Annotated in this window: 23 protein-coding genes and 1 riboswitch; of the genes, 21 read left to right on the forward strand and 2 right to left on the reverse strand. The window is 58.8% G+C overall.

Annotation, left to right across the window (positions count from 1 at the left end; all coding sequences use genetic code 11):
• Positions 1-102 precede the first annotated feature (102 nt).
• From ACYVG7_RS13340 to ACYVG7_RS13350, 3 genes are all read left to right on the forward strand, one after another.
• On the forward strand, positions 103-225 hold the full coding sequence (locus ACYVG7_RS13340) for a hypothetical protein (protein ID WP_460883575.1): 123 nt from the start codon (positions 103-105) through the stop codon (positions 223-225).
• 151 nt (positions 226-376) lie between these two features.
• Positions 377-937, forward strand: a complete 561-nt coding sequence (locus ACYVG7_RS13345) for an ANTAR domain-containing response regulator (RefSeq protein WP_460883576.1) — start codon at positions 377-379, stop codon at positions 935-937.
• Positions 938-1142: 205 nt separating this feature from the next.
• Complete coding sequence (locus ACYVG7_RS13350; protein ID WP_460883577.1) at positions 1143-1886, forward strand: substrate-binding periplasmic protein; 744 nt, start codon at positions 1143-1145, stop codon at positions 1884-1886.
• A gap of 16 nt (positions 1887-1902) precedes the next feature.
• Here ACYVG7_RS13350 and bluB read toward each other — a convergent pair whose 3' ends face one another.
• Positions 1903-2643 (reverse strand): 5,6-dimethylbenzimidazole synthase, encoded by a 741-nt coding sequence (gene bluB, locus ACYVG7_RS13355; RefSeq protein WP_460883578.1) that lies wholly within the window; start codon positions 2641-2643, stop codon positions 1903-1905.
• 423 nt (positions 2644-3066) lie between these two features.
• On the opposite strand from bluB, the gene ACYVG7_RS13360 reads away from it, so the two are divergent.
• The 13 genes from ACYVG7_RS13360 (at position 3067) to moaE (ending at position 15505) form a co-directional block, all read left to right on the forward strand.
• Positions 3067-4431, forward strand: coding sequence for a CmpA/NrtA family ABC transporter substrate-binding protein (locus ACYVG7_RS13360; protein WP_460883579.1), 1365 nt, complete (start codon positions 3067-3069; stop codon positions 4429-4431).
• A gap of 60 nt (positions 4432-4491) precedes the next feature.
• Complete coding sequence (locus tag ACYVG7_RS13365) at positions 4492-5487, forward strand: ABC transporter permease (RefSeq protein ID WP_460883580.1); 996 nt, start codon at positions 4492-4494, stop codon at positions 5485-5487.
• Between the two features lie 34 nt (positions 5488-5521).
• Positions 5522-6352 carry an ABC transporter ATP-binding protein gene (locus tag ACYVG7_RS13370; RefSeq protein WP_460883581.1) on the forward strand — a complete coding sequence of 277 codons (831 nt, stop codon included), beginning with the start codon at positions 5522-5524 and terminating at the stop codon, positions 6350-6352.
• A gap of 125 nt (positions 6353-6477) precedes the next feature.
• Complete coding sequence (gene nirB, locus ACYVG7_RS13375) at positions 6478-8994, forward strand: nitrite reductase large subunit NirB (protein ID WP_460883582.1); 2517 nt, start codon at positions 6478-6480, stop codon at positions 8992-8994.
• Entirely contained in the window at positions 8991-9326 is a 336-nt protein-coding gene (nirD, locus tag ACYVG7_RS13380) for a nitrite reductase small subunit NirD (RefSeq protein ID WP_460883583.1), read from the forward strand. Before nirB ends, nirD begins: the two co-directional genes overlap by 4 nt.
• Positions 9327-9501: 175 nt before the next feature.
• Entirely contained in the window at positions 9502-10788 is a 1287-nt protein-coding gene (gene moeA, locus ACYVG7_RS13385; RefSeq protein WP_460883584.1) for a molybdopterin molybdotransferase MoeA, read from the forward strand.
• A complete protein-coding gene (gene moeB, locus ACYVG7_RS13390) occupies positions 10785-11582 on the forward strand; it encodes a molybdopterin-synthase adenylyltransferase MoeB (protein WP_460883585.1) in 798 nt (265 codons plus the stop codon). The genes moeA and moeB overlap by 4 nt, the downstream gene beginning before the upstream one ends.
• Positions 11583-11631: 49 nt before the next feature.
• A riboswitch (molybdenum cofactor riboswitch) is annotated at positions 11632-11793 on the forward strand.
• Positions 11783-12958 (forward strand): GTP 3',8-cyclase MoaA, encoded by a 1176-nt coding sequence (gene moaA, locus ACYVG7_RS13395; protein WP_460883586.1) that lies wholly within the window; start codon positions 11783-11785, stop codon positions 12956-12958. (Overlaps the previous riboswitch by 11 nt.)
• Before the next feature lie 2 nt (positions 12959-12960).
• A complete protein-coding gene (gene mobA, locus ACYVG7_RS13400; protein WP_460883587.1) occupies positions 12961-13737 on the forward strand; it encodes a molybdenum cofactor guanylyltransferase in 777 nt (258 codons plus the stop codon).
• Positions 13734-14252: a molybdenum cofactor biosynthesis protein B gene (gene moaB, locus ACYVG7_RS13405; RefSeq protein ID WP_460883588.1), complete on the forward strand. Its 519-nt coding sequence runs from the start codon at positions 13734-13736 to the stop codon at positions 14250-14252. The genes mobA and moaB overlap by 4 nt, the downstream gene beginning before the upstream one ends.
• Before the next feature lies 1 nt (position 14253).
• A complete protein-coding gene (gene moaC, locus ACYVG7_RS13410) occupies positions 14254-14736 on the forward strand; it encodes a cyclic pyranopterin monophosphate synthase MoaC (protein ID WP_460883589.1) in 483 nt (160 codons plus the stop codon).
• Between the two features lie 3 nt (positions 14737-14739).
• On the forward strand, positions 14740-14985 hold the full coding sequence (gene moaD, locus ACYVG7_RS13415; RefSeq protein WP_460883590.1) for a molybdopterin synthase sulfur carrier subunit: 246 nt from the start codon (positions 14740-14742) through the stop codon (positions 14983-14985).
• Position 14986: 1 nt separating this feature from the next.
• The gene (gene moaE / locus ACYVG7_RS13420) at positions 14987-15505 is read left to right on the forward strand and encodes a molybdopterin synthase catalytic subunit MoaE (RefSeq protein WP_460883591.1); all 519 of its coding nucleotides are present in this window, start codon (positions 14987-14989) and stop codon (positions 15503-15505) included.
• A gap of 55 nt (positions 15506-15560) precedes the next feature.
• On the opposite strand, the gene ACYVG7_RS13425 is transcribed toward moaE, so the two are convergent.
• The gene (locus ACYVG7_RS13425; protein ID WP_460883592.1) at positions 15561-15923 is read right to left on the reverse strand and encodes a DUF2750 domain-containing protein; all 363 of its coding nucleotides are present in this window, start codon (positions 15921-15923) and stop codon (positions 15561-15563) included.
• A 227-nt stretch (positions 15924-16150) separates the two neighbouring features.
• Between ACYVG7_RS13425 and ACYVG7_RS13430 the strand changes: the two genes are divergently transcribed.
• From ACYVG7_RS13430 to ACYVG7_RS13450, 5 genes are all read left to right on the forward strand, one after another.
• Entirely contained in the window at positions 16151-16951 is an 801-nt protein-coding gene (locus ACYVG7_RS13430; protein WP_460883593.1) for a substrate-binding periplasmic protein, read from the forward strand.
• A 150-nt stretch (positions 16952-17101) separates the two neighbouring features.
• A complete protein-coding gene (locus ACYVG7_RS13435) occupies positions 17102-17503 on the forward strand; it encodes an energy transducer TonB family protein (protein ID WP_460883594.1) in 402 nt (133 codons plus the stop codon).
• 112 nt (positions 17504-17615) lie between these two features.
• Entirely contained in the window at positions 17616-17771 is a 156-nt protein-coding gene (locus ACYVG7_RS13440) for a hypothetical protein (protein ID WP_460883595.1), read from the forward strand.
• Positions 17772-18044: 273 nt separating this feature from the next.
• Positions 18045-18239, forward strand: coding sequence for a S24 family peptidase (locus tag ACYVG7_RS13445; RefSeq protein ID WP_460883596.1), 195 nt, complete (start codon positions 18045-18047; stop codon positions 18237-18239).
• Positions 18240-18252: 13 nt separating this feature from the next.
• Positions 18253-18642 carry a DUF262 domain-containing protein gene (locus tag ACYVG7_RS13450; protein ID WP_460883597.1) on the forward strand — a complete coding sequence of 130 codons (390 nt, stop codon included), beginning with the start codon at positions 18253-18255 and terminating at the stop codon, positions 18640-18642.
• Positions 18643-18692: the final 50 nt, after the last annotated feature.

An 18692-nucleotide genomic window follows, 5' to 3' on the forward strand; every position in this document is an offset into this window, starting at 1 on the left:
CCTGGAACGTCCCGCTGGAGCCCATTGCAAAAAAAGTGGCGCAATACAACGAAGGCAAGTAGGTCGATTTAGCGGCGCTTACTGATCAGCTCCCTGAGTGATTTGGCACAGCAGGCCGAACGACTCAAGGGGCAGACCCCGGTGTTGATCCTGGTGGGTGAAGTCGTGCGGTTACGGGAGCAACTGGCCCAGATGGGAGAAACCCTGCTGTCGCAGGTGGCATAACCTTTGGCTTTAATGTTTTTCATAATGTTGCAAAAATAATGCTTTTTTATGCTGACAGCTCTGAGGTAGCCTTGTTATTGATATCGACGCCGGGACGGCGATCGCCACGCCGCTCCAAGGGGGCATCGCATGCACAGGGCTGGGAGCAGGGATGAGTTTTTCCAGAATATTGATCTACGCTGACGAGGTGGCGCAGGCTAATCGGCTGGCTCTGTTGCTCAGCCGGTATGGCCATGAGCCTGTGCTGGCCTCCAGCAGCGATCCCTTGCGCTTACCATCGGCGCTCAATGGCGCCATGCTGGATTGCCGTCGCCTGACGGCCGAATGGCGGGTGCTGGCGATCACCCTAGCTCTGCAGGGCATTCCCGTGGTGTTGTTTACCGAAGCACTTCCCGAACATCTGCAGGCACAGTTACTGGATGCCGGTGTTACCTTGGTTCCCCATCGACTGACCGATAAAGAGCCGGTAGAGAGCTGGATCAAGCAGGCACGGGCCCAGCATGCCATGGTGCGGCGTCAGCGTGAGGCGGTGGCGGATATCAGTCAGAAGCTGGAAGAGCGCAAGCTGATTGACCGCGCCAAGGGACAACTGATGAAACGGCATGGACTGGATGAGGAAGCTGCGTTTGCGGCTTTGCGCAGCAGTGCCATGCAGCATGGCATCAGTCTCGGAGAGTTGGCCCGGCGCCTGTTGCTTCAGCTATCGGATTGAACTTGCTGCTATTTTTGTGACTATCCACCGATTTTTAACGTTGCATCCTGTACCCGTTTTCCGCGCTCTGTAAGGTGAGTTGGCTATCAATAATTTAATACTTCAATAGTAATCAATTAGATAGATGTTTTACTGTGTCGAGTTGCGCGTGTAAGGGCAGGTTTCATATCCCGAATGGATAGGGGCAGAATGTAGGGAGACAGGGATGAGGAGGACGCTGCGCTGGATGGCCTTGGCCATGCTGTTGAGCCCAGGATGTTGGGGCGCACAGGCGCAACAAACCTTGGTGGTGGCTTTTAGTGAGGCACCGCCCTGGAAAATCCTTTCACCACGCCAGGAATATACCGGTATCGATATGGATATTCTGCAGCGGCTGGCCACCAAGCATGATCTGCGGTTGGTGGTGAAACCGGCGCCCTTGGCCCGCTGTCTGGCGATGCTCAAGAGCGGTGATGTCGATGTGGTCAGCAATCTGATGCGCACGGCGGACAGGGAAACCTTTATCCGTTATCTGGATGTGCCCTATCAGACCCATACCGATAAGGTGTTCTATCTGCAGGCGGGCAATCCCCGAAATATCAATCGCTATGAGGAACTCGAGGGGCTATCCATCGGCGTTAAACGCGGCGCCAAGTACTCCCCCCGTTTCGACAACGACCCGCAGTTGTATAAGGAGTCCGCAGTAACGAGTCTGGTGAATCTCAAGAAGCTGGCCATCGGTCGTCTCGATGCGGTACTCAGTACCGAGAGTGAAGGGGATTACTGGATCAAACATCTCAACTGGCAGGGGACCTTCAAGAAGGCAACCCTGCGATTCGACGAGCCCAGAGCCGTCTATTTCGGACTCTCCCGCCGCTCGAAACTGTTGAACCTTGCTTCCGCGTTCGAGGCAGACTTGCGCCAGTTGCTACAAAGTGGCGAACTGTCGCAGATCCGGGCCCAGTATTAAGCGCTTTGGCCGCAGGCTATTTCTTTTCCTCCGGTTGGCAGTAGGCGGGGATCCGAACCTCTTCGAGTGCCTGTAACAACTCCTGATCCTCCACTTTCTGTTGCCAGTGATTGCTGTGCACCAGCTCCGTCAATGGTAGGCGCTGACGCCAGCCTTTGGCTTGCAATTCGGGCTCGGGCAGAAACTCAGTAACATAGCCGATACACAGATAGGCGAGCGGGTAGACATGACTCGGCAAGCCCAGCGTCCGGGCCAACTCCTCATTGTCGAAGATACTGACCCAGCCGATGCCGATCCCCTCGGCCCGCGCCGCCAACCACAAGTTCTGCACCGCCAGGCAGGCGCTGAACAGATCCATCTCCAGAATGCTGGTCCGACCCAAGACGGTCGGGCCACCCCGGCTGCGATCACAGGTGATGCACAGATTGATCGGGCTCTCCAGAATGCCTTCCAGCTTCAGGCGCCGATACAGGGCGGCCTTGTCATCGGCTTCATCCGCGAAACGTTCGGCCGCCTGACTGTTGGCGATATCGAAGAGGGCTTTGACCCGACTCTTGATGGCCGGATCGTCGATGACGATAAAATCCCAGGGCTGCATAAAGCCGACGGACGGCGCGTGATGGGCGGCATGGAGCAAACGGGCCAGTAGAGGGACCGGGATCGGATCGGGCAGAAACTGCGAGCGCACATCCCGCCGCTCGTAGATAGCGCGATACAAACCCTGTAGTTGATCGTGACTGAACGGGAGGGATGACATGGCAACTCCGGAAGCTAGCGATGGCCCATTATGCAGAAAAGCGGCCTGGTTCAGTAGTCTGTTACGCCAAGGAATGCCACGCCAAACCGAGATTGGGGCTGGGTAACCGGGTAACCCTTGTGACTGGCTGTGGTGCGACGGCGCCATCTTGGTGCGCCCCTTCGGCGCTTGCCGGGCAAAAAACGGCTGAACATGGCTTAAAAAGCCATGTTAATGGTCGGTTAACGGCTTTTTCACCTTGGCACAGAAACTGAATAGTACTCCTTGAGTCAGGAGCAGGTGCCCGACCTCGGCCAACGGCGGTCGAATGGTTACTAGGCCCTAGTCCTGAAGAACGAATGACCCATTGATATGAACAGATGGCAACGACGCCCCGCAGATCTCCCGATCTGCGGGGCGTTTTTGTTTCAGGGAGGAACCACCATGCACGCATCCAAAAGAACTCTGTTGGCACTTGGCATCACCGCCGCTGTGATCAGCCAGTCCGTTCTAGCCGCCGTCGGCGCTCCGGAAAAAGAAGAGCTCAAGCTGGGCTTTATCAAGCTGACGGACATGGCGCCCTTGGCCGTGGCCTATGAAAAGGGCTTTTTTGAAGAGGAGGGGCTCTATGTCACTCTGGAAGCGCAAGCCAACTGGAAGGTGCTGCTGGATCGGGTGATCGATGGCCAACTCGACGGCGCCCATATGCTGGCCGGTCAGCCGGTCGGGGCCACCCTGGGGGTCGGCACCAAGGCTGAGGTGGTCACCGCATTTAGCATGGATCTGAACGGCAATGCCATCACGGTATCCAACGATGTTTGGCAAAAAATGTTACCGCAGTTGGCTAAGGGTAGTGATGGCAAGCCGAAGCATCCGATCTCGGCGACTGCCCTTAAACCTGTGATTGCCAGTTACAAGGAGCAGGGCAAGAGTTTTAACTTCGGTATGGTTTTTCCGGTTTCCACGCATAACTACGAGTTGCGCTACTGGTTAGCCGCCGGTGGTATTCACCCCGGTTTTTATGCGCCGGCCAAGGGCGACAACTCCGGCCAACTCCAGGGCGACGTATTGCTCTCCGTGACGCCACCCCCGCAAATGCCAGCCACTCTGGAAGCCGGAACCATCAACGCTTACTGCGTGGGTGAGCCCTGGAATCAGGCGGCTGTTGCCAAGGGGATTGGCGTGCCTGTGATTACGGATGAACAGGTATGGCGCAACAATCCGGAAAAGGTGTTCGGCGTGACTAAAGCCTTCGCCGATCAGTACCCCAATACCCATATCCATCTGATCAAGGCGCTGATCCGCGCCGCCTACTGGCTGGATGCCAATAACAACGCCAATCGCCTGGATGCGGTGAATATCATCTCTCGTCCCAACTATGTGGGGGCCGATGCCAAGGTGATCGCCAACTCCATGACCGGCACCTTCGAGTACGAGAAGGGGGATAAGCGCCCGGCATCCGATTTCAACGTCTTCTTCCGTCATCACGCTACCTATCCCTATTACTCGGATGCCATCTGGTACATGACCCAAATGCGCCGCTGGGGGCAGATTGCCGAAGCCAAACCCGACAGCTGGTATGCGGAGATGGCGAAGAAGGTCTATCGCCCGGATGTCTACGCCCTGGCCGCCAAAGAGCTGATTGCCGAAGGCAAGATGAAAGCCAGCGACTTCCCGGATTTTGCCAGCGAGAGCGGCTACAAGCCGGTGGATAACCACTTTATCGATGGCGTCCCCTATGACGGTCATACCCCGAATGCCTATCTGCAGCAATTCACCATTGGCCTCAAGGGCGAGCAGAAACTGTAACGACCGATGGACCTGCGGGTGGCTATTGATAGCCACCCGAGCTGAACAAGGAACCGAACTATGCAAACCATGATTCATCGTTTCAACCCATTTGCCGGCCCCTGGGGCTTGACCCATCTGAAGGCGGGCGGCGCGCGCGCCTGGCGCAGTAGTCTGCTGCCGATGCTGGGGATCCTCGCCTTTTTGCTGGTTTGGCAGATGGTAGCCAGCCAGGTGCAGACCTCGCTGGGCAGTCTGCCCGGTCCGGTCGCCACCGGCAAACAGCTGGTTGCTCTGTACCAGGAGCACAGCGCCGAGCGGGACAAGCGGGATGCCTTCTATGCCCGCCAGGCAGAGCGCAATGCCCAGAAGCTGGCGGCCAACCCGCAGGCCGAGGTGAAGGTTCGCCCCTATACCGGACGGGATACCTTCTTCGATCAAATCCTCACCAGTCTGGTGACGGTCGCCACTGGTTTCGGTATCGCCGTGCTGATCGCCATTCCGGCCGGGATCCTGTTCGGACTGAACCAGACCCTGTATCAGGCCATCAATCCGGTGGTGCAGATCCTCAAACCCATCTCGCCCCTGGCCTGGTTGCCGCTGGTGACCATGGTGGTCAGCGCCGTCTATGTGTCGCCCGATCCGTGGCTCGCCAAGAGCTTTGTCATCTCGGCCTTCACGGTCAGCCTGTGCAGCCTGTGGCCGACCCTGCTTAACACCATAGTCGGGGTGGCCAGTATCGATCCGGATCTGCAAAACGTCAGCCGGGTGCTGAAACTCGCGCCGCTGACCCATGTGCGCAAAATCGTACTGCCCTCCGCCATCCCGATGATTTTCACCGGCTTGCGCCTGTCGCTGGGGGTGGCCTGGATGGTGCTGATCGCCGCCGAGATGCTGGCGCAGAACCCGGGACTGGGCAAGTTCGTCTGGGACGAGTTCCAGAATGGTAGCTCCGAGTCGCTGGCGCGCATCATGGTTGCTGTCGTCACCATCGGGGTCATAGGTTTCATGCTGGATCGCGGCATGTTGGCCTTGCAGAAATGGATTTCCTGGGACAAGCGCAGCGAACTGCGCTGAGTCATCCCAGTCGCAAAAAGGAAGGAGAATTCCCATGTCAAAACACTATCTGGATCTGAGCAACGTCGGCATGCGCTTTGCCACCCCCTCCGGCTGGTTTGAAGCTCTGGTGGATGTCGATCTGAAGATCGCCAAGGGCGAATTCATCTCGCTGATTGGCCACTCCGGCTGTGGCAAGAGTACGGTGCTGAATCTGGTGGCGGGTCTGAACGATCCCACCTCCGGCGGCATCATCCTCGATGGCCGTGAGGTCGCAGGCCCGGGCCCCGAGCGCTCCGTGGTGTTCCAGAATCACGCCCTGCTGCCCTGGCTGTCGGTCTACGAGAACGTCGAGCTGGCGGTGCGGCAGGTGATGAAGGGGGCTCCCAAGGCGGCGGTTGCCGAACGGGTGCGCTACTACCTCTCCCTGGTGCAGATGGATCACGCCCTGGAGAAGAAGCCTCACGAGATCTCCGGTGGCATGAAACAGCGGGTCGGTATTGCCCGCGCCCTGTCGCTGTCCCCCAAGGTACTGCTGATGGATGAACCCTTCGGCGCTCTCGATGCCCTGACCCGGGCCCACCTGCAGGATGCGCTGATGGAGATCCAGGCCGAGCTCAACAACACCGTCATCATGATTACCCATGACGTGGACGAGGCGGTGCTGCTCTCGGATCGCATCGTCATGATGACCAATGGTCCATCGGCCACCATCGGCGAGATCCTCGAGATTAGCCTGCCACGGCCGCGTAACCGGGTGGCTCTGGCCGAGGATGTGGAATATCACCGTCTGCGCCAGCGGGTACTGAGCTTCCTGTATGAAAAACACAGCAAGGTGACGCCGCTAAAAAAGCCCAAGGCTGAGGCCCGCAGCGCCGTGGCGTAACGGACTCCCCGATGACCCTGGGGAAGCAGGAATTTTGCCTTTTACCCGAGCCGGGGAGGGGCAGAACACTCAATGAGGCGTGTGGCATGACGAGACGGTATGCCCGCCGGGATGGAGAAAAAAGGATGAACAAACAGCAACTGCTGGTGGTCGGCAACGGCATGGTGGGACACCACTTTATTGAACAACTGGTCAACGCCGGAGGGCTGGATACTTTTGCGGTGACCGTGCTGGGGGCTGAGCCGGACAGCGCCTACGACCGGGTGCATCTGTCGGAAGTATTTGGTGGCCGGGCACCCATAGAGTTGCAAATGGCCGATCCGGAGTGGTACGCCGCTCAAGGCGTGAAGCTGATCCTGGCCAGTGCCGCCGAGGCGCTGGATCTGGCGGCCAAGACGGTGACCACCTGTCATGGTGAGGTCTATGGCTATGACCAGCTGGTGCTGGCAACCGGCTCTTACCCCTTTGTGCCGCCGATCCCGGGTCACACCCGCGCCGGCTGCTATGTCTATCGCACACTCGCGGATCTGGAAGCGATCCGTGATGCCTGTGCCGGAGGACGCACTGGTGTGGTAGTCGGTGGTGGCTTGTTGGGGTTGGAAGCGGCCAATGCCCTGCGTCTGCTGGGGCTGGAGACCCATGTCATCGAATTTGCGCCGCGCTTGATGCCGGTACAACTGGATGCGGTGGGCGGGGATCTGCTGCGCAGCAAGATCCAGAGCCTGGGGGTCCAGGTGCATATCAATACGGCCACCGAGTGCATCGTCGATGGCGAGAGTGCTCGCCATCGCATGGTGTTCAAGGGCGGTGACTATCTGGAGACCGACGTCATCCTGTTTTCTGCCGGCATCCGCCCCGAAGACCGGCTGGCGCGTAGTGCCGGCCTGGTGGTGGGTGAGCGCGGTGGCATCGTCATCGACGAGCAGTGCCGGACCAGTCAGCCGGAGGTGCTGGCCATCGGCGAGTGCGCACTCTGGGCGGGTAAAATCTTCGGCCTGGTCGCGCCGGGTTATCAGATGGCGCGTGCCGCCGTGGCCACCTTGTTGGGGCAGGCGGGGAGTTTTCAGGGCGCGGATATGAGCACCAAGCTCAAACTGATGGGGGTGGATGTCGGCGCTATTGGCGACTCCCATGCCCAGAGCGCCGGGGCTCAGGAGGTGCTGACCCTGGATCGTCAGTCCGGTATCTACAAGAAGCTGGTGATTGACGAGACCGGCCAGCGGTTGCTGGGCGCCATTCTGGTCGGGGATAACAGCGACTACGATACCCTGCTGCAGTATTACCTGAACGAGGTGACGTTGCCGGAGTCCCCCTTGGGGCTGATCCTGGGCGAAACCCAGAGCAGTGCACCCCAGCTGACACTGCCGGATACCGCGACTATCTGCTCCTGCCATAACGTCACCAAGGGCGACATAGTGGCGGCGGTCAAGGCGGGCAACCATACCCTTAACGAGGTGAAGAGCTGCACCAAGGCCGGGACTGGCTGTGGCGGTTGCTCGAATCTGGTCAAGCAGGTGGTGGATCAGACCCTGCTGGAGTTGGGCATGGAAGCCAATAACCATGTCTGTGAACACTTTGCCTTCACCCGTCAGGAGCTGTTTCACCTGATCCGGGTCGGTGAGCTCAAACACTTCGGCGCAGTGCTGGAGAAACATGGCAAGGGGTTGGGCTGCGAGGTGTGCAAGCCGCTGGTTGGCTCTGTGCTGGCTTCGCTGTGGAACGAACATGTGCTGGAGAAACCCCATCGGCCGTTGCAAGACACCAACGATGCCTTCCTCGGCAATTTGCAAAAAGATGGTACCTACTCGGTGGTGCCACGGATTCCGGGTGGCGAAATCACCCCGGATGGTCTGATCGCCATCGGAGCGGTCGGCAAGAAGTACAACCTGTATACCAAGATCACCGGCGGTCAGCGTATCGACCTGTTCGGCGCCCGGGTGGATCAGTTGCCGGCCATCTGGCAGGAGTTGATCGATGCCGGATTCGAGACCGGGCAAGCCTATGGCAAGTCGGTGCGCACGGTGAAGTCCTGTGTCGGCTCGACCTGGTGCCGTTACGGGGTCAAGGATTCCATCACCATGGCCATCGACATCGAGAACCGCTACAAGGGTCTGCGTTCGCCGCACAAGCTCAAGTTTGCGGTCTCCGGTTGTACCCGGGAGTGTGCCGAGGCCCAGAGCAAGGATATCGGCGTCATCGCCACCGAAAAGGGCTGGAACCTCTATGTCTGTGGTAACGGCGGCATGCGGCCGCGCCACGCTGACTTGTTTGCCACCGACCTCAACGATGAGCAACTGATCCGTTATATCGACCGGGTGTTGATGTTCTATGTCCGGACCGGCGACCGCCTGCAACGGACCTCGGTGTGGATGGAGAACATGGAAGGAGGGCTCGAGTATCTCAAGTCGGTGATCATCGACGACAAGTTGGGCATAGGCGCCGAGCTGGAGGCGCAGATGGCCCATCAACTGGCCACCTTCGAGTGTGAATGGCAGGGGACTCTGGCCGATCCGGAGAAGCTCAAGCGCTTCAAGCCGTTTATCAACAGTGAAGCGGCCTATATGCCGCCGCGTGCCCTGCTGCGCGGCCAGGCATTTCCTCAGGGCGAAGAAGAGACCATCGAGATCAAGGAGCTGGTATGAACTGGACCAAAGTATGCGAATTACCGGAGTTGACGGCCGATGTAGGGGCCGCCGCCCTGGTTGATGGCGAGCAGGTGGCTCTGTTCTATGTACCGGCGCTGGAGCCTGCGCTCTATGCCCTGGATAACTGGGATCCGCTGGGACAGGCGTTCGTGTTGTCGCGCGGCATCGTCGGCGATGTGGCGGGTGAGCCCTGTGTCGCCTCGCCGCTGTACAAACAGCATTTTGCCCTGCGCGATGGCCGCTGTCTGGAAGAGGAGGGGGTTGCGGTACGGACCTGGGCGGTGAAGCTGGAGGGGCAAAGCGTCTATATCCAGCGTCATGGGGGCTGAGGTTTTCCACCGCCACGCGCGTAAGGCTTGGTTTGAACGCTGGATTGTAGTAACAATGCTGCAACTTTATGGTGTCCTCCTGGCAAGTTTGCCGCCACCCCGACCTGTTGTGGAGACACGGGGCTGAAGTGGCAGTCGAGCAGGAGGCGCCCGTCGGTACGCATCAAGAGGATAGATGATGGCCTGTTGTGATAGTTCGGATGCTCTGTCGCTGGAAGCGGCGCAGTCCCGATTGGCCGCGCTGCCACGGGTGTGCGAGGTGGAGTCGGTGGCTCTGGCCGATGGGCTGGGCCGGATCCTGGCTGAGCCTGTAGTTTCGACGGTGAACGTCCCGGCGTTTGATAACTCGGCGATGGATGGCTATGCCGTGCGTCTGGCCGATCTGGCCGGCTCCTCCAGCTTGTTGCTGGCAGGTAAGGCCTTTGCCGGGCAGCCCTTCACCGGACAGCTCTTCACCGGAGAGTGGCCTGCGGGTCATTGCATTCGCATCATGACCGGTGCGCCGTTACCAGCGGGCGCAGACGCTGTGGTGATGCAGGAGCAGACCCGCGTTGAGCCGCTTGCCGATGGTGGTGAGTGCATCCATTTTTCGGCCAATGCGGTGGCTGGACAGAACATCCGCCGGCAGGGCGAGGAGTTACAACCCGGCATGCCGGTGCTGGCCGCTGGCGTTCGGCTCACGGCTCGGGAGTTGCCGCTGCTGGCGACATTGGGGGTGGCTCGTGTCCGCGTCTATCGTCGGCTGCGGGTGGCGTTTTTTAGCAGCGGTGATGAACTCAGCGCTGTCGACAGCGAGCTGGCGCCAGGGCAGATCGTCGATTCCAATCGCTATGCCATCGCCGCGCTGCTGGAGCGGATGGGCTGCGAGGCACTGGATTTGGGGATTATCCCTGATGATAAGGCGCTGCTGCGGCAAGCCTTCTGGCGCGCCGATGCCGAGGCGGATGTGCTCATCACCTCGGGCGGTGTCTCGGTCGGTGAGGCCGATTACACCAAGGAAATCCTGGCCGAGCTCGGTGAGGTGGAGTTCTGGAAAGTGGCGATCAAACCGGGCAAACCCTTCGCCTGCGGGCAATTGACCCGCGCCACACGCGGTTGCTGGTTCTTTGGCTTGCCGGGCAATCCGGTCTCGGCCCTGGTCACCTTCGTGTTGCTGGTGCGTCCGGCGCTGGATCAACTGATGGGTGCCCAGCCCAAGTCTGTGTTGCGGCTGCCAGCTCGACTGGCGATGCCAGTGCGTTTAAGTCCGGGGCGAATTGATTTTCAACGGGGGATTGCCGAGGTGGCGGCCGATGGTCAGTTGCAGGTTTCCAGCGCCGGTGGTCAGGGCTCCGCCATGTTCAGCGCCCTGTCTCGAGCCAATTGCCTGCTCCGGCTGGACCCAGCGCGGCATCCAGGAGAGCGTGAATTGGCGGCCGGGACTTGCGTCGAGATCCAACTGTTTGATGAGGTGCTGCAATGAATCCGGGATGCCAGACCGCGAGTGGGACGAGCCTGCTGAGTGACGCCGAACTGCTGCGTTATCATCGCCAAATCAATCTCAAAGGCTGGGATCTGCCAGGCCAGGAGGCGCTCAAGGCTGCCCGGGTGCTGATCATAGGTCTGGGCGGCTTAGGGTGCGCGGCGGCGCAATATCTGGCGGCAGCCGGTGTCGGCCAACTGACTCTGCTGGATGGCGACAAGGTCGAGCACTCCAATCTGGCGCGGCAGGTGCTACATCAGGATGACCGCGTAGGGCACTACAAGGTCCATTCGGCAGCCACGGCGCTTCGGGCGCTCAATCCACACCTGCAACTGCTGGCATTGCCGGAATATGCTGATGAGGTGATGTTGCCCGGTTATCTGGCCGAGCAGGATCTGGTGCTCGATTGCACGGATCATCGCGCCAGTCGCGAGTTGATCAATCTGTGCTGTCGAGCCGCCGGGGTGCCACTGGTTTCCGGCTCGGCCATCCGCGGCGAGGGGCAACTGAGCGTCTTTACCTGGGGACAGAACGAGCCTTGCTATCACTGTCTGAGCCGATTGTTTACCGAGCCGGATGCTAGCTGTGTGGTCAATGGCGTGCTCGGACCCGTGGTCGGTATGGTGGGCTCCTTGCAGGCACTGGAGGCGTTGAAACTCATCACAGGCATCGGCCAACCCTTGTGTGGCGAGCTGTTGCTGATCGACGGCCTGAGTCTGGAGTTTCAGCGTTTGCGCTTGCCCCGGGATCCGGAATGCCGAGTCTGCGGTAGCGTTGAGCATCTGCTGCGCTGAAAAGGGGAACTCCCGCCATAGGCCTAAAACGGTTCTTGGGCGGGAGACAACGACACAATAAACCCGAGCCTGTGGGCCTAACCTTCGCAACGCGGAGCAGGGCGCTCAGGCCGAGCCAACCGACGGTTGTGTTTGTCAACCGTTTGACTGGCGAGGGTGGTGCGGGAAACCAAACCGCCTCCCGACTTGGAAAGGTGTTTATGTCCATCATTGATACGAGCCTGGCGCCTGACATCGAGTCGCTGCGGCCTAGCGCAGAGTCGCTGCAACCTAGTGTCGAGTCGCGGCGCGGCTCCACACCGAGCCCGGCGAACATGCCGTTGTCGGTTCAGGCCGACACCTCACGACCGGTAGCGCCACAACGCTCGGGCGCCTTGCAGTCGCTGGCGGAGCCTGTGCTGGTGGATAGCTTTTCCCGGCGCTTCGGTTACCTGCGGCTGTCGATCACCGATGTCTGCAATTTTCGCTGCAGCTACTGCTTGCCGAATGGCTACAAGCCCGATGGTTCGCGCGATTTTCTCTCTCGCAGCGAGTTGCGGCGGGTGGCGCGGAGCTTTGTCTCCCTGGGAACGCGCAAGATCCGTCTGACCGGTGGCGAGCCCTCCATGCGGCGGGATCTGGAGGCCATTATCGGCGACTTGCGTGCTCTGCCGGGGTTGGAGCAGTTGGTGATGACCACCAATGGTTATCGCCTCAAAGAACGAGCCGCTCAGTGGCGCTCTGCCGGGCTCGATAGTCTGAATGTCAGCATCGACAGTCTGGATCCGCGCCAGTTTCGTCTGATCACCGGTGAAAATCGGCTCGGCGAGATCCTGGCTGGATTGGAAGCGGCTTGGGCGGCTGGTTTTGGCACCATCAAGGTCAATACCGTGCTCCTCAAAGGGCTCAATCATCATGAGTTCGACGATTTTCTTTGCTGGATCAAGGATCAGCCCATCCAGCTGCGCTTTATCGAATTGATGCAGACCGGGGTGGCGGGGGATTATTTTGCCCAACACCATCTGCGAGGTGCCGAGCTCGAGCAACAACTGCTGCGCCAGGGGTGGCAACTCAAGGCGCGGGCGGCTGAGGATGGCCCGGCCCGGGTGTACAGGCATGCCGATTACGTCGGCGAGGTGGGGCTCATCATGCCCTATGGCGCCGGTTTCTGTGACAGCTGCAATCGGCTGCGGGTGTCGGCGCTGGGGCAGCTGCATCTGTGCCTGTTTGGCGATGGTGGCATAGAGCTGCGGGATCTGCTGGCTAGCGATGATCCCCGACTGCACCAGCAATTACAGCAGCGGTTGCAGCAGGCGTTGCAATTCAAGGCCAAGGCGCACCAGTTGCACTTGGGTGATCCGGGCATTCGTGCTCATCTGGCCTCGATTGGAGGCTGAATATGACTCCGTTCGAGCCGGTTGGCATACCCTCTGTTTCCACACTATCTGCCGCCACACCGTCAGCGTCTCCGTCGTCACCTGTGATTTTGCCGCCGCTGTTTGGCTTGCTGCTGTGTGGCGGTCGCTCCTCGCGGATGGGGCAAGATAAGGCATTGCTGCAACTGAGCGGTCCGTTTGGCGCGGAATCCCTGCTACAGCGCGGCTTACGTTTGCTGCGCGAGGCGGGCTGTGGCGGCGTCTGGCTCAGCGGCGACTATCCGGGGTTCGCGGCTATCCCTGATGAGCCAGCCTGGTGCGGCCGGGGTCCTCTGGCCGGGATCGCCTCGGCCCTGCAGCGCTATCCCGAGGCGCGCTGGCTTATTCTGCCGGTGGATATGCCGGGGATGGATGCCCCCCTGCTACGCGCCCTGGCCCGGCACGGTGCGGCTCATCCGGTTGGGAGCGGCGTCCAGGGAAGCCAGTTCCCCTTGCTGCTGCAGCCGGGTGCCTTGCCGGTGCTGAAGAGCCTGCTGGGCAGTAGTGAGCGACGCGACTACTCGGTCCAGGCGCTGTTGCGTCAGTTAGATCTGCCGTTGCTCGCGGCTGACCAGCTGCTGCCGGATATGGCCCCCGAGGCGCTGCAGCGCACCCTGGGCAACACCAATACCCCCGAAGAGTGGCAGCTGTATGCTGCTGCGAGCGGGCATGATTGTGCGTCGGACGACAGCCTGGGTGCTGCATCAGATCATCACCCGACTATTACACGAACTATCACACGAAAAAGGACACCGATATGAGCCATGCGGCCCTGGAATTCAAACCTCTGAACGTTGCGGTATTGACCGTTTCTGATACCCGTACCGCGGAAACCGACAGCTCAGGTCTACTGCTGGTGGAGGCGCTGCAAGACGCCGGTCATCGGTTGGCGGACAAGCAGATCGTCATCGATGATATCTATCAGATCCGCGCCGTCTTGAGCCAATGGATTGCCAGCTCTCAGATCCAGGCGGTGATCATCACAGGCGGCACCGGCTTTACCGGCCGCGATACCACACCGGAGGCGGTCAAGCCGCTGTTCGACAAGGAGGTGGAAGGCTTTGGCGAGTTATTCCGCCAAGTCTCCTACACCGAGATTGGCACCAGCACCATCCAGAGTCGGGCTTTGGCAGGGCTGGCCAATCGCACCATCATCTTCTGCCTGCCGGGCTCCAATAATGCCTGCCGCACTGGCTGGCAGCAGATCATTGCCCCCCAGCTGGATGCCCGCACCCGGCCGTGCAGTTTTGTCATGCACTTGAAAAGCGGAGTCTGAGATGAGTCAGCAGCTATCCCATGTCCAGGCCAATGGTGAGGCCCATATGGTGGATGTTTCGGCGAAGGCTGAAACCTATCGCGAGGCCCGTGCCGAGGCACGAGTGCGGATGTTGCCCACCACGCTGCAGCTGATCCTCGAAGGGGGCCATCACAAGGGCGATGTGTTCGCTACGGCGCGGATCGCCGGCATCATGGCGGCCAAGAAAACCAGCGATCTGATCCCCTTATGCCACCCGCTGGCGCTTGCCAAGGTGGAGGTGGAGTTGCAGATCGATGAGGCCGATTCTTCTGTCATCATCCAGACTCTGTGCCGGCTCAAGGGGCAGACCGGCGTCGAGATGGAGGCCCTCACCGCGGCCTCGGTGGCCGCGCTGACCCTGTATGATATGTGCAAGGCGGTGGACAAGGGCATGGTGATCGAGCAGATAGCCCTGATCAGCAAGCTCGGCGGCAAGTCCGGCGACTACCAACGGCAGGAGTGAGTCATGATCCAGGTGAAATTTTTTGCCTCGCTGCGTGAGCAGCTGGCCACCAGTCAACTAGAGCTGGCGGCCGAGTATCCGACGGTCGAAGCCTTGCGCCAGGCACTGGCGGCGCGAGGCCCGCACTGGCAGCGCGCGCTGGCGGCCGAGTCGGTGCTGGTGGCGGTGAATCAGAGCGTGCAATCCTGGTCGACGCCACTGGCGGATGGGGATGAAGTCGCATTTTTCCCACCCGTCACCGGAGGCTGATATGAGTCTGTTATCGCCCGCGCATGTGTCGTCGTTTACCGACGAAGCTCCTGTATCCCTGCTGGAGCGAGTCCTGGTCCAGGAGGCTGACTTCGAGCTGGCAGCTGAATACCAGCGGCTGGCGGGGCAGGGCCGCATCGGCGCTGTGGTCAGTTTTGTCGGCCGGATGCGGGATATCAATCTCGGGGATGCGGTGGTCGGGCTGACCCTGGAGCACTATCCGGGGATGACCGAAAAGTCGCTCTGTGAGCTGGTCCAACAGGCTCGCAGTCGCTGGTCACTGGAAGCTGTCACCTTGATCCATAGAGTCGGCGAATTTCGGGCGACGGATCAGATCGTGCTGGTCCTGGTGGCCAGTAGCCATCGCGGCGAAGCCTTTGCGGCCTGTGAGTTTTTGATGGATGCCCTGAAAACCCAGGCACCGTTCTGGAAAAAAGAGCGCTTGGCCGATGGCAGCAGCCGCTGGGTGGAGGCGAGAGCTTGTGATCAGCAAGCCGCGGCGCGCTGGTCCACGAGCTAAAAAAAACAGCCCTCGCGTGGAGGGCTGTCGGACACGAAGAGCGGTGGTGTTATGACTATTCGTCAACTTCCGCCAGATCTTTGGCCAGCTCGAGCGGATCGACCTCCAGACCGTCCAGATCATCATTCCAGTTGGTGCCGATCAGCACGCCATCTTCGCCCAGATCATTCACCCACTCGTCGAAAAAGATCTCCAAATCGATGGCGACCGGGCTGTAGTCCGACCATTCTTCCACACAGTGGGCGCGGGCTGCTTCTTCACTGGACCACAATGGCAATACGTCGGTTTCAGCAAAGTCGTTTGAGTCACAAACAACCCAATCCTCGCCGAATTGCAGACCCCACAGCACACCGGTTTCACGGGCTTGGGTCAGGAGAAGTTCGTAGTTGGCATTCAGATCGCTGGTCAGTTGGCTCATTGCGGTATCCATAGTGGAAAATGACGGCTAGATCCTGAAGCAAAATGGGGTCACGCACAAGCCCGGCAGCGGAAATAGCCAACAATCACCGCTCGATCCCGGAAAGCGACACGCCGCTCGCCTGAGCGGGATCCTAGTATCTGTGGCGCAGGATCCGCTTTCGTCGCCCTGATTGCGCCTATACTGTCGGGTAATGCGAGAGAATGAGGTAAGTCATGGCGATGACGATGAGTCGCAGGTTCATATCTGGATGGGGGCTGTTGGCGCTGCTCCTGATGTGCATCACTACGCCGCTTCAGGCTAAAAAAATGCTGTTTGCGGCCATGGATGATTGGCCGCCGTTTATTATTGATACCAATTCGATCAGCTCCGATTCGGGCTTTGATGGCATCGATCGAGAGCTGCTGCAAGAGCTGTCAACCCGCACCGGCATCGATATCTATCTGTTGCGTTATCCGTTTGTGCGCGCTTTGCAGGATATGCAAGGCGGGCGGGTCGACTTGCTCACCAGCCTAGCCAAAACGCCGGCTCGCAGCCGCTATATTGGCTATCTTTCGACCTCTTACTACCAATGTCATCCCGCTTTCTATGCCTTGCCGGCCATGGCTAAACAGGTGCGCAGCTATGCCGATCTGCGAGGCAAGAAGATAGGCTATGTCCGTGGCGCTGCCTATTTTGAGCCCTTTGATAGTGACCGCCATCTGAACAAGAACGCCGTGCTGAATGAGAGTCAGCTGCCCGGCAAGTTGCTCAAACAGCGTAACCAGCTCTTTATCGGCACCGATTGTCAGGTCGATTACTCATTGCACGAGATGGGACTCAGCAAACAGATAGTGCGCACCGTTTATCAACCGGAACAACATATAGATCTCTATATCGGCTACAGCAAGGCGGCCGGGATCGAGAAGGAAGTTGCCTTGCTGGATAAGGCTCTCGCCGAGATGGTAGCCGAAGGTTGGGTCGCCCGTCTGGTCAATAGTTATTTTCATTCGGATAACCTGATCTACTCCGTTCCCCCTACACCTTGAATCGCCCAGGCCTTGAATCGGCTCAGACTCAACCCTGCCGAGCCTGAGCTTATTCACTTGCCGGGAAACGTCACGGCTGAATAATCTTGCTGCAACGTGCACCCTGCCGCGAACCCTAGCGCCAGCTTCTGGGCCTACACGCCACTGACCATGTCCAGACCTGCTGCGGCCGGGGCCAAAGCCGGACAACAAGGCAAAAGCGGGGCTCATGTCAGCCACAACAAGCAAGCAGATGCCGGGCAAAGCGCCCAGCGGGGAGGGCAGGCCAACCCGGCCAGTCATGATCTCAAGGTGCGGCAACATCTGCTGTCTCACCAGCGCATTCCCAAGGTGTTGGGATCCCGCCGAGCGGGCGAGGTGGTGGTGGAATTTGTCATCGACCGCAAGGGGCAACTGATCAAACAGTTGATGGGTAAAAGCTCGGGCATCCGAGAATTTGATCGCGCAGCCCGGCGGATGGTCCAAGAAGCAGCCCCCTATCCAGACGCTCCGGCGGACATCCAGTGGCAGCAGCGGCTATACCGGATCACAGTCCGCTACGCGGTGCAGTGAGGTGGTCGGAGCCAACCTCATAGGCAATCCAGGCGGTTGCTTGTTCCGTTGCGCTGTAGCTTTGTCTAGTCCAAGCAGCTGTATATTGGCAACGCCGAGGCCCTGGTGGCGATTGATCCAGCTGTTACAGCAGTTGCAGCGCCAACTGATACAGCATCAGCGACCGCTGGATGAGTTTGAACAATCGGTTAATGCATTGGCGATCGAATTTCGCTGTAAGCGCAGTTTTACCGCCTTGATCAGCAAGTATTTCCCGCACCGCTTTTAGTGGCGAGCCTGTCTTATGGCTACCGCAACCAATAGCGAAGGCCGAGGCGATCGCTATGTGGCCGGAAGAAGGTGGCGGGAATAAAGTGATAAACCCCAGATCCGCATGTTCCCCATTTATATTCTATTGGGTATATTCAAGGGCAGATTTCTTGCGTAAGCGCTTGATTTAGATGATGCTGATGCCTGAGTGGAATCGCTCGCGCCTTGTTTATGCTGTTTGCTCCTGGTGCCACCAGAACGTTTGCCAGTGAGCCGTGCTCAAGGCGACAGCATGGAGCCAACCATCAGCGACAAGGATGTGATCCGGCTCGACGGCGACCTATTCGCCAAACGAGTACAATTTGACATCAACGGCGTGCGGGTGATTTCAGACAATCCCATTTACGCATCCCGAGACATCAGCAAAGCCGAGCTCGCCGAGTTGAACATCGTTGGCCGTGTCGTATGGGCAGGGAGAAAGTTTTAATAAGGATTAAATTATGTTGAACGAACAAATTGATAAAAAGAGAAAAGAAATATTTACTGATTCATATCCAATGTCTATTGGTGAACTCTCAAATTTATATCGCGATGGTGAAATATATATCAACCCTGAATTTCAGAGGTTTTATCGTTGGACTCACGAACAAAAAGTTAAATTAATTGAGTCAATATTGCTCGGCATTCCATTGCCTTCAATATTTGTCGCACAGCGTAGTGATGGCGTTTGGGATTTGGTTGATGGATTACAAAGAATGTCAACCATTCTGTCTTTTATGGGCGTATTGAAGGGGCCTGATGGGAGATTATTACCCCCATTAACATTATTGGCAACAGATGATATCCCGGGATTGGTTGCAGGGCGGGAGCACACTTTGATGAACTTTTAACCAAAGAATAGCTGTGCCCGATAATTGTCATCCCAACTTGCTTTTTTTAG

The sequence above is a fragment of the Pseudaeromonas pectinilytica genome (assembly GCF_054780855.1).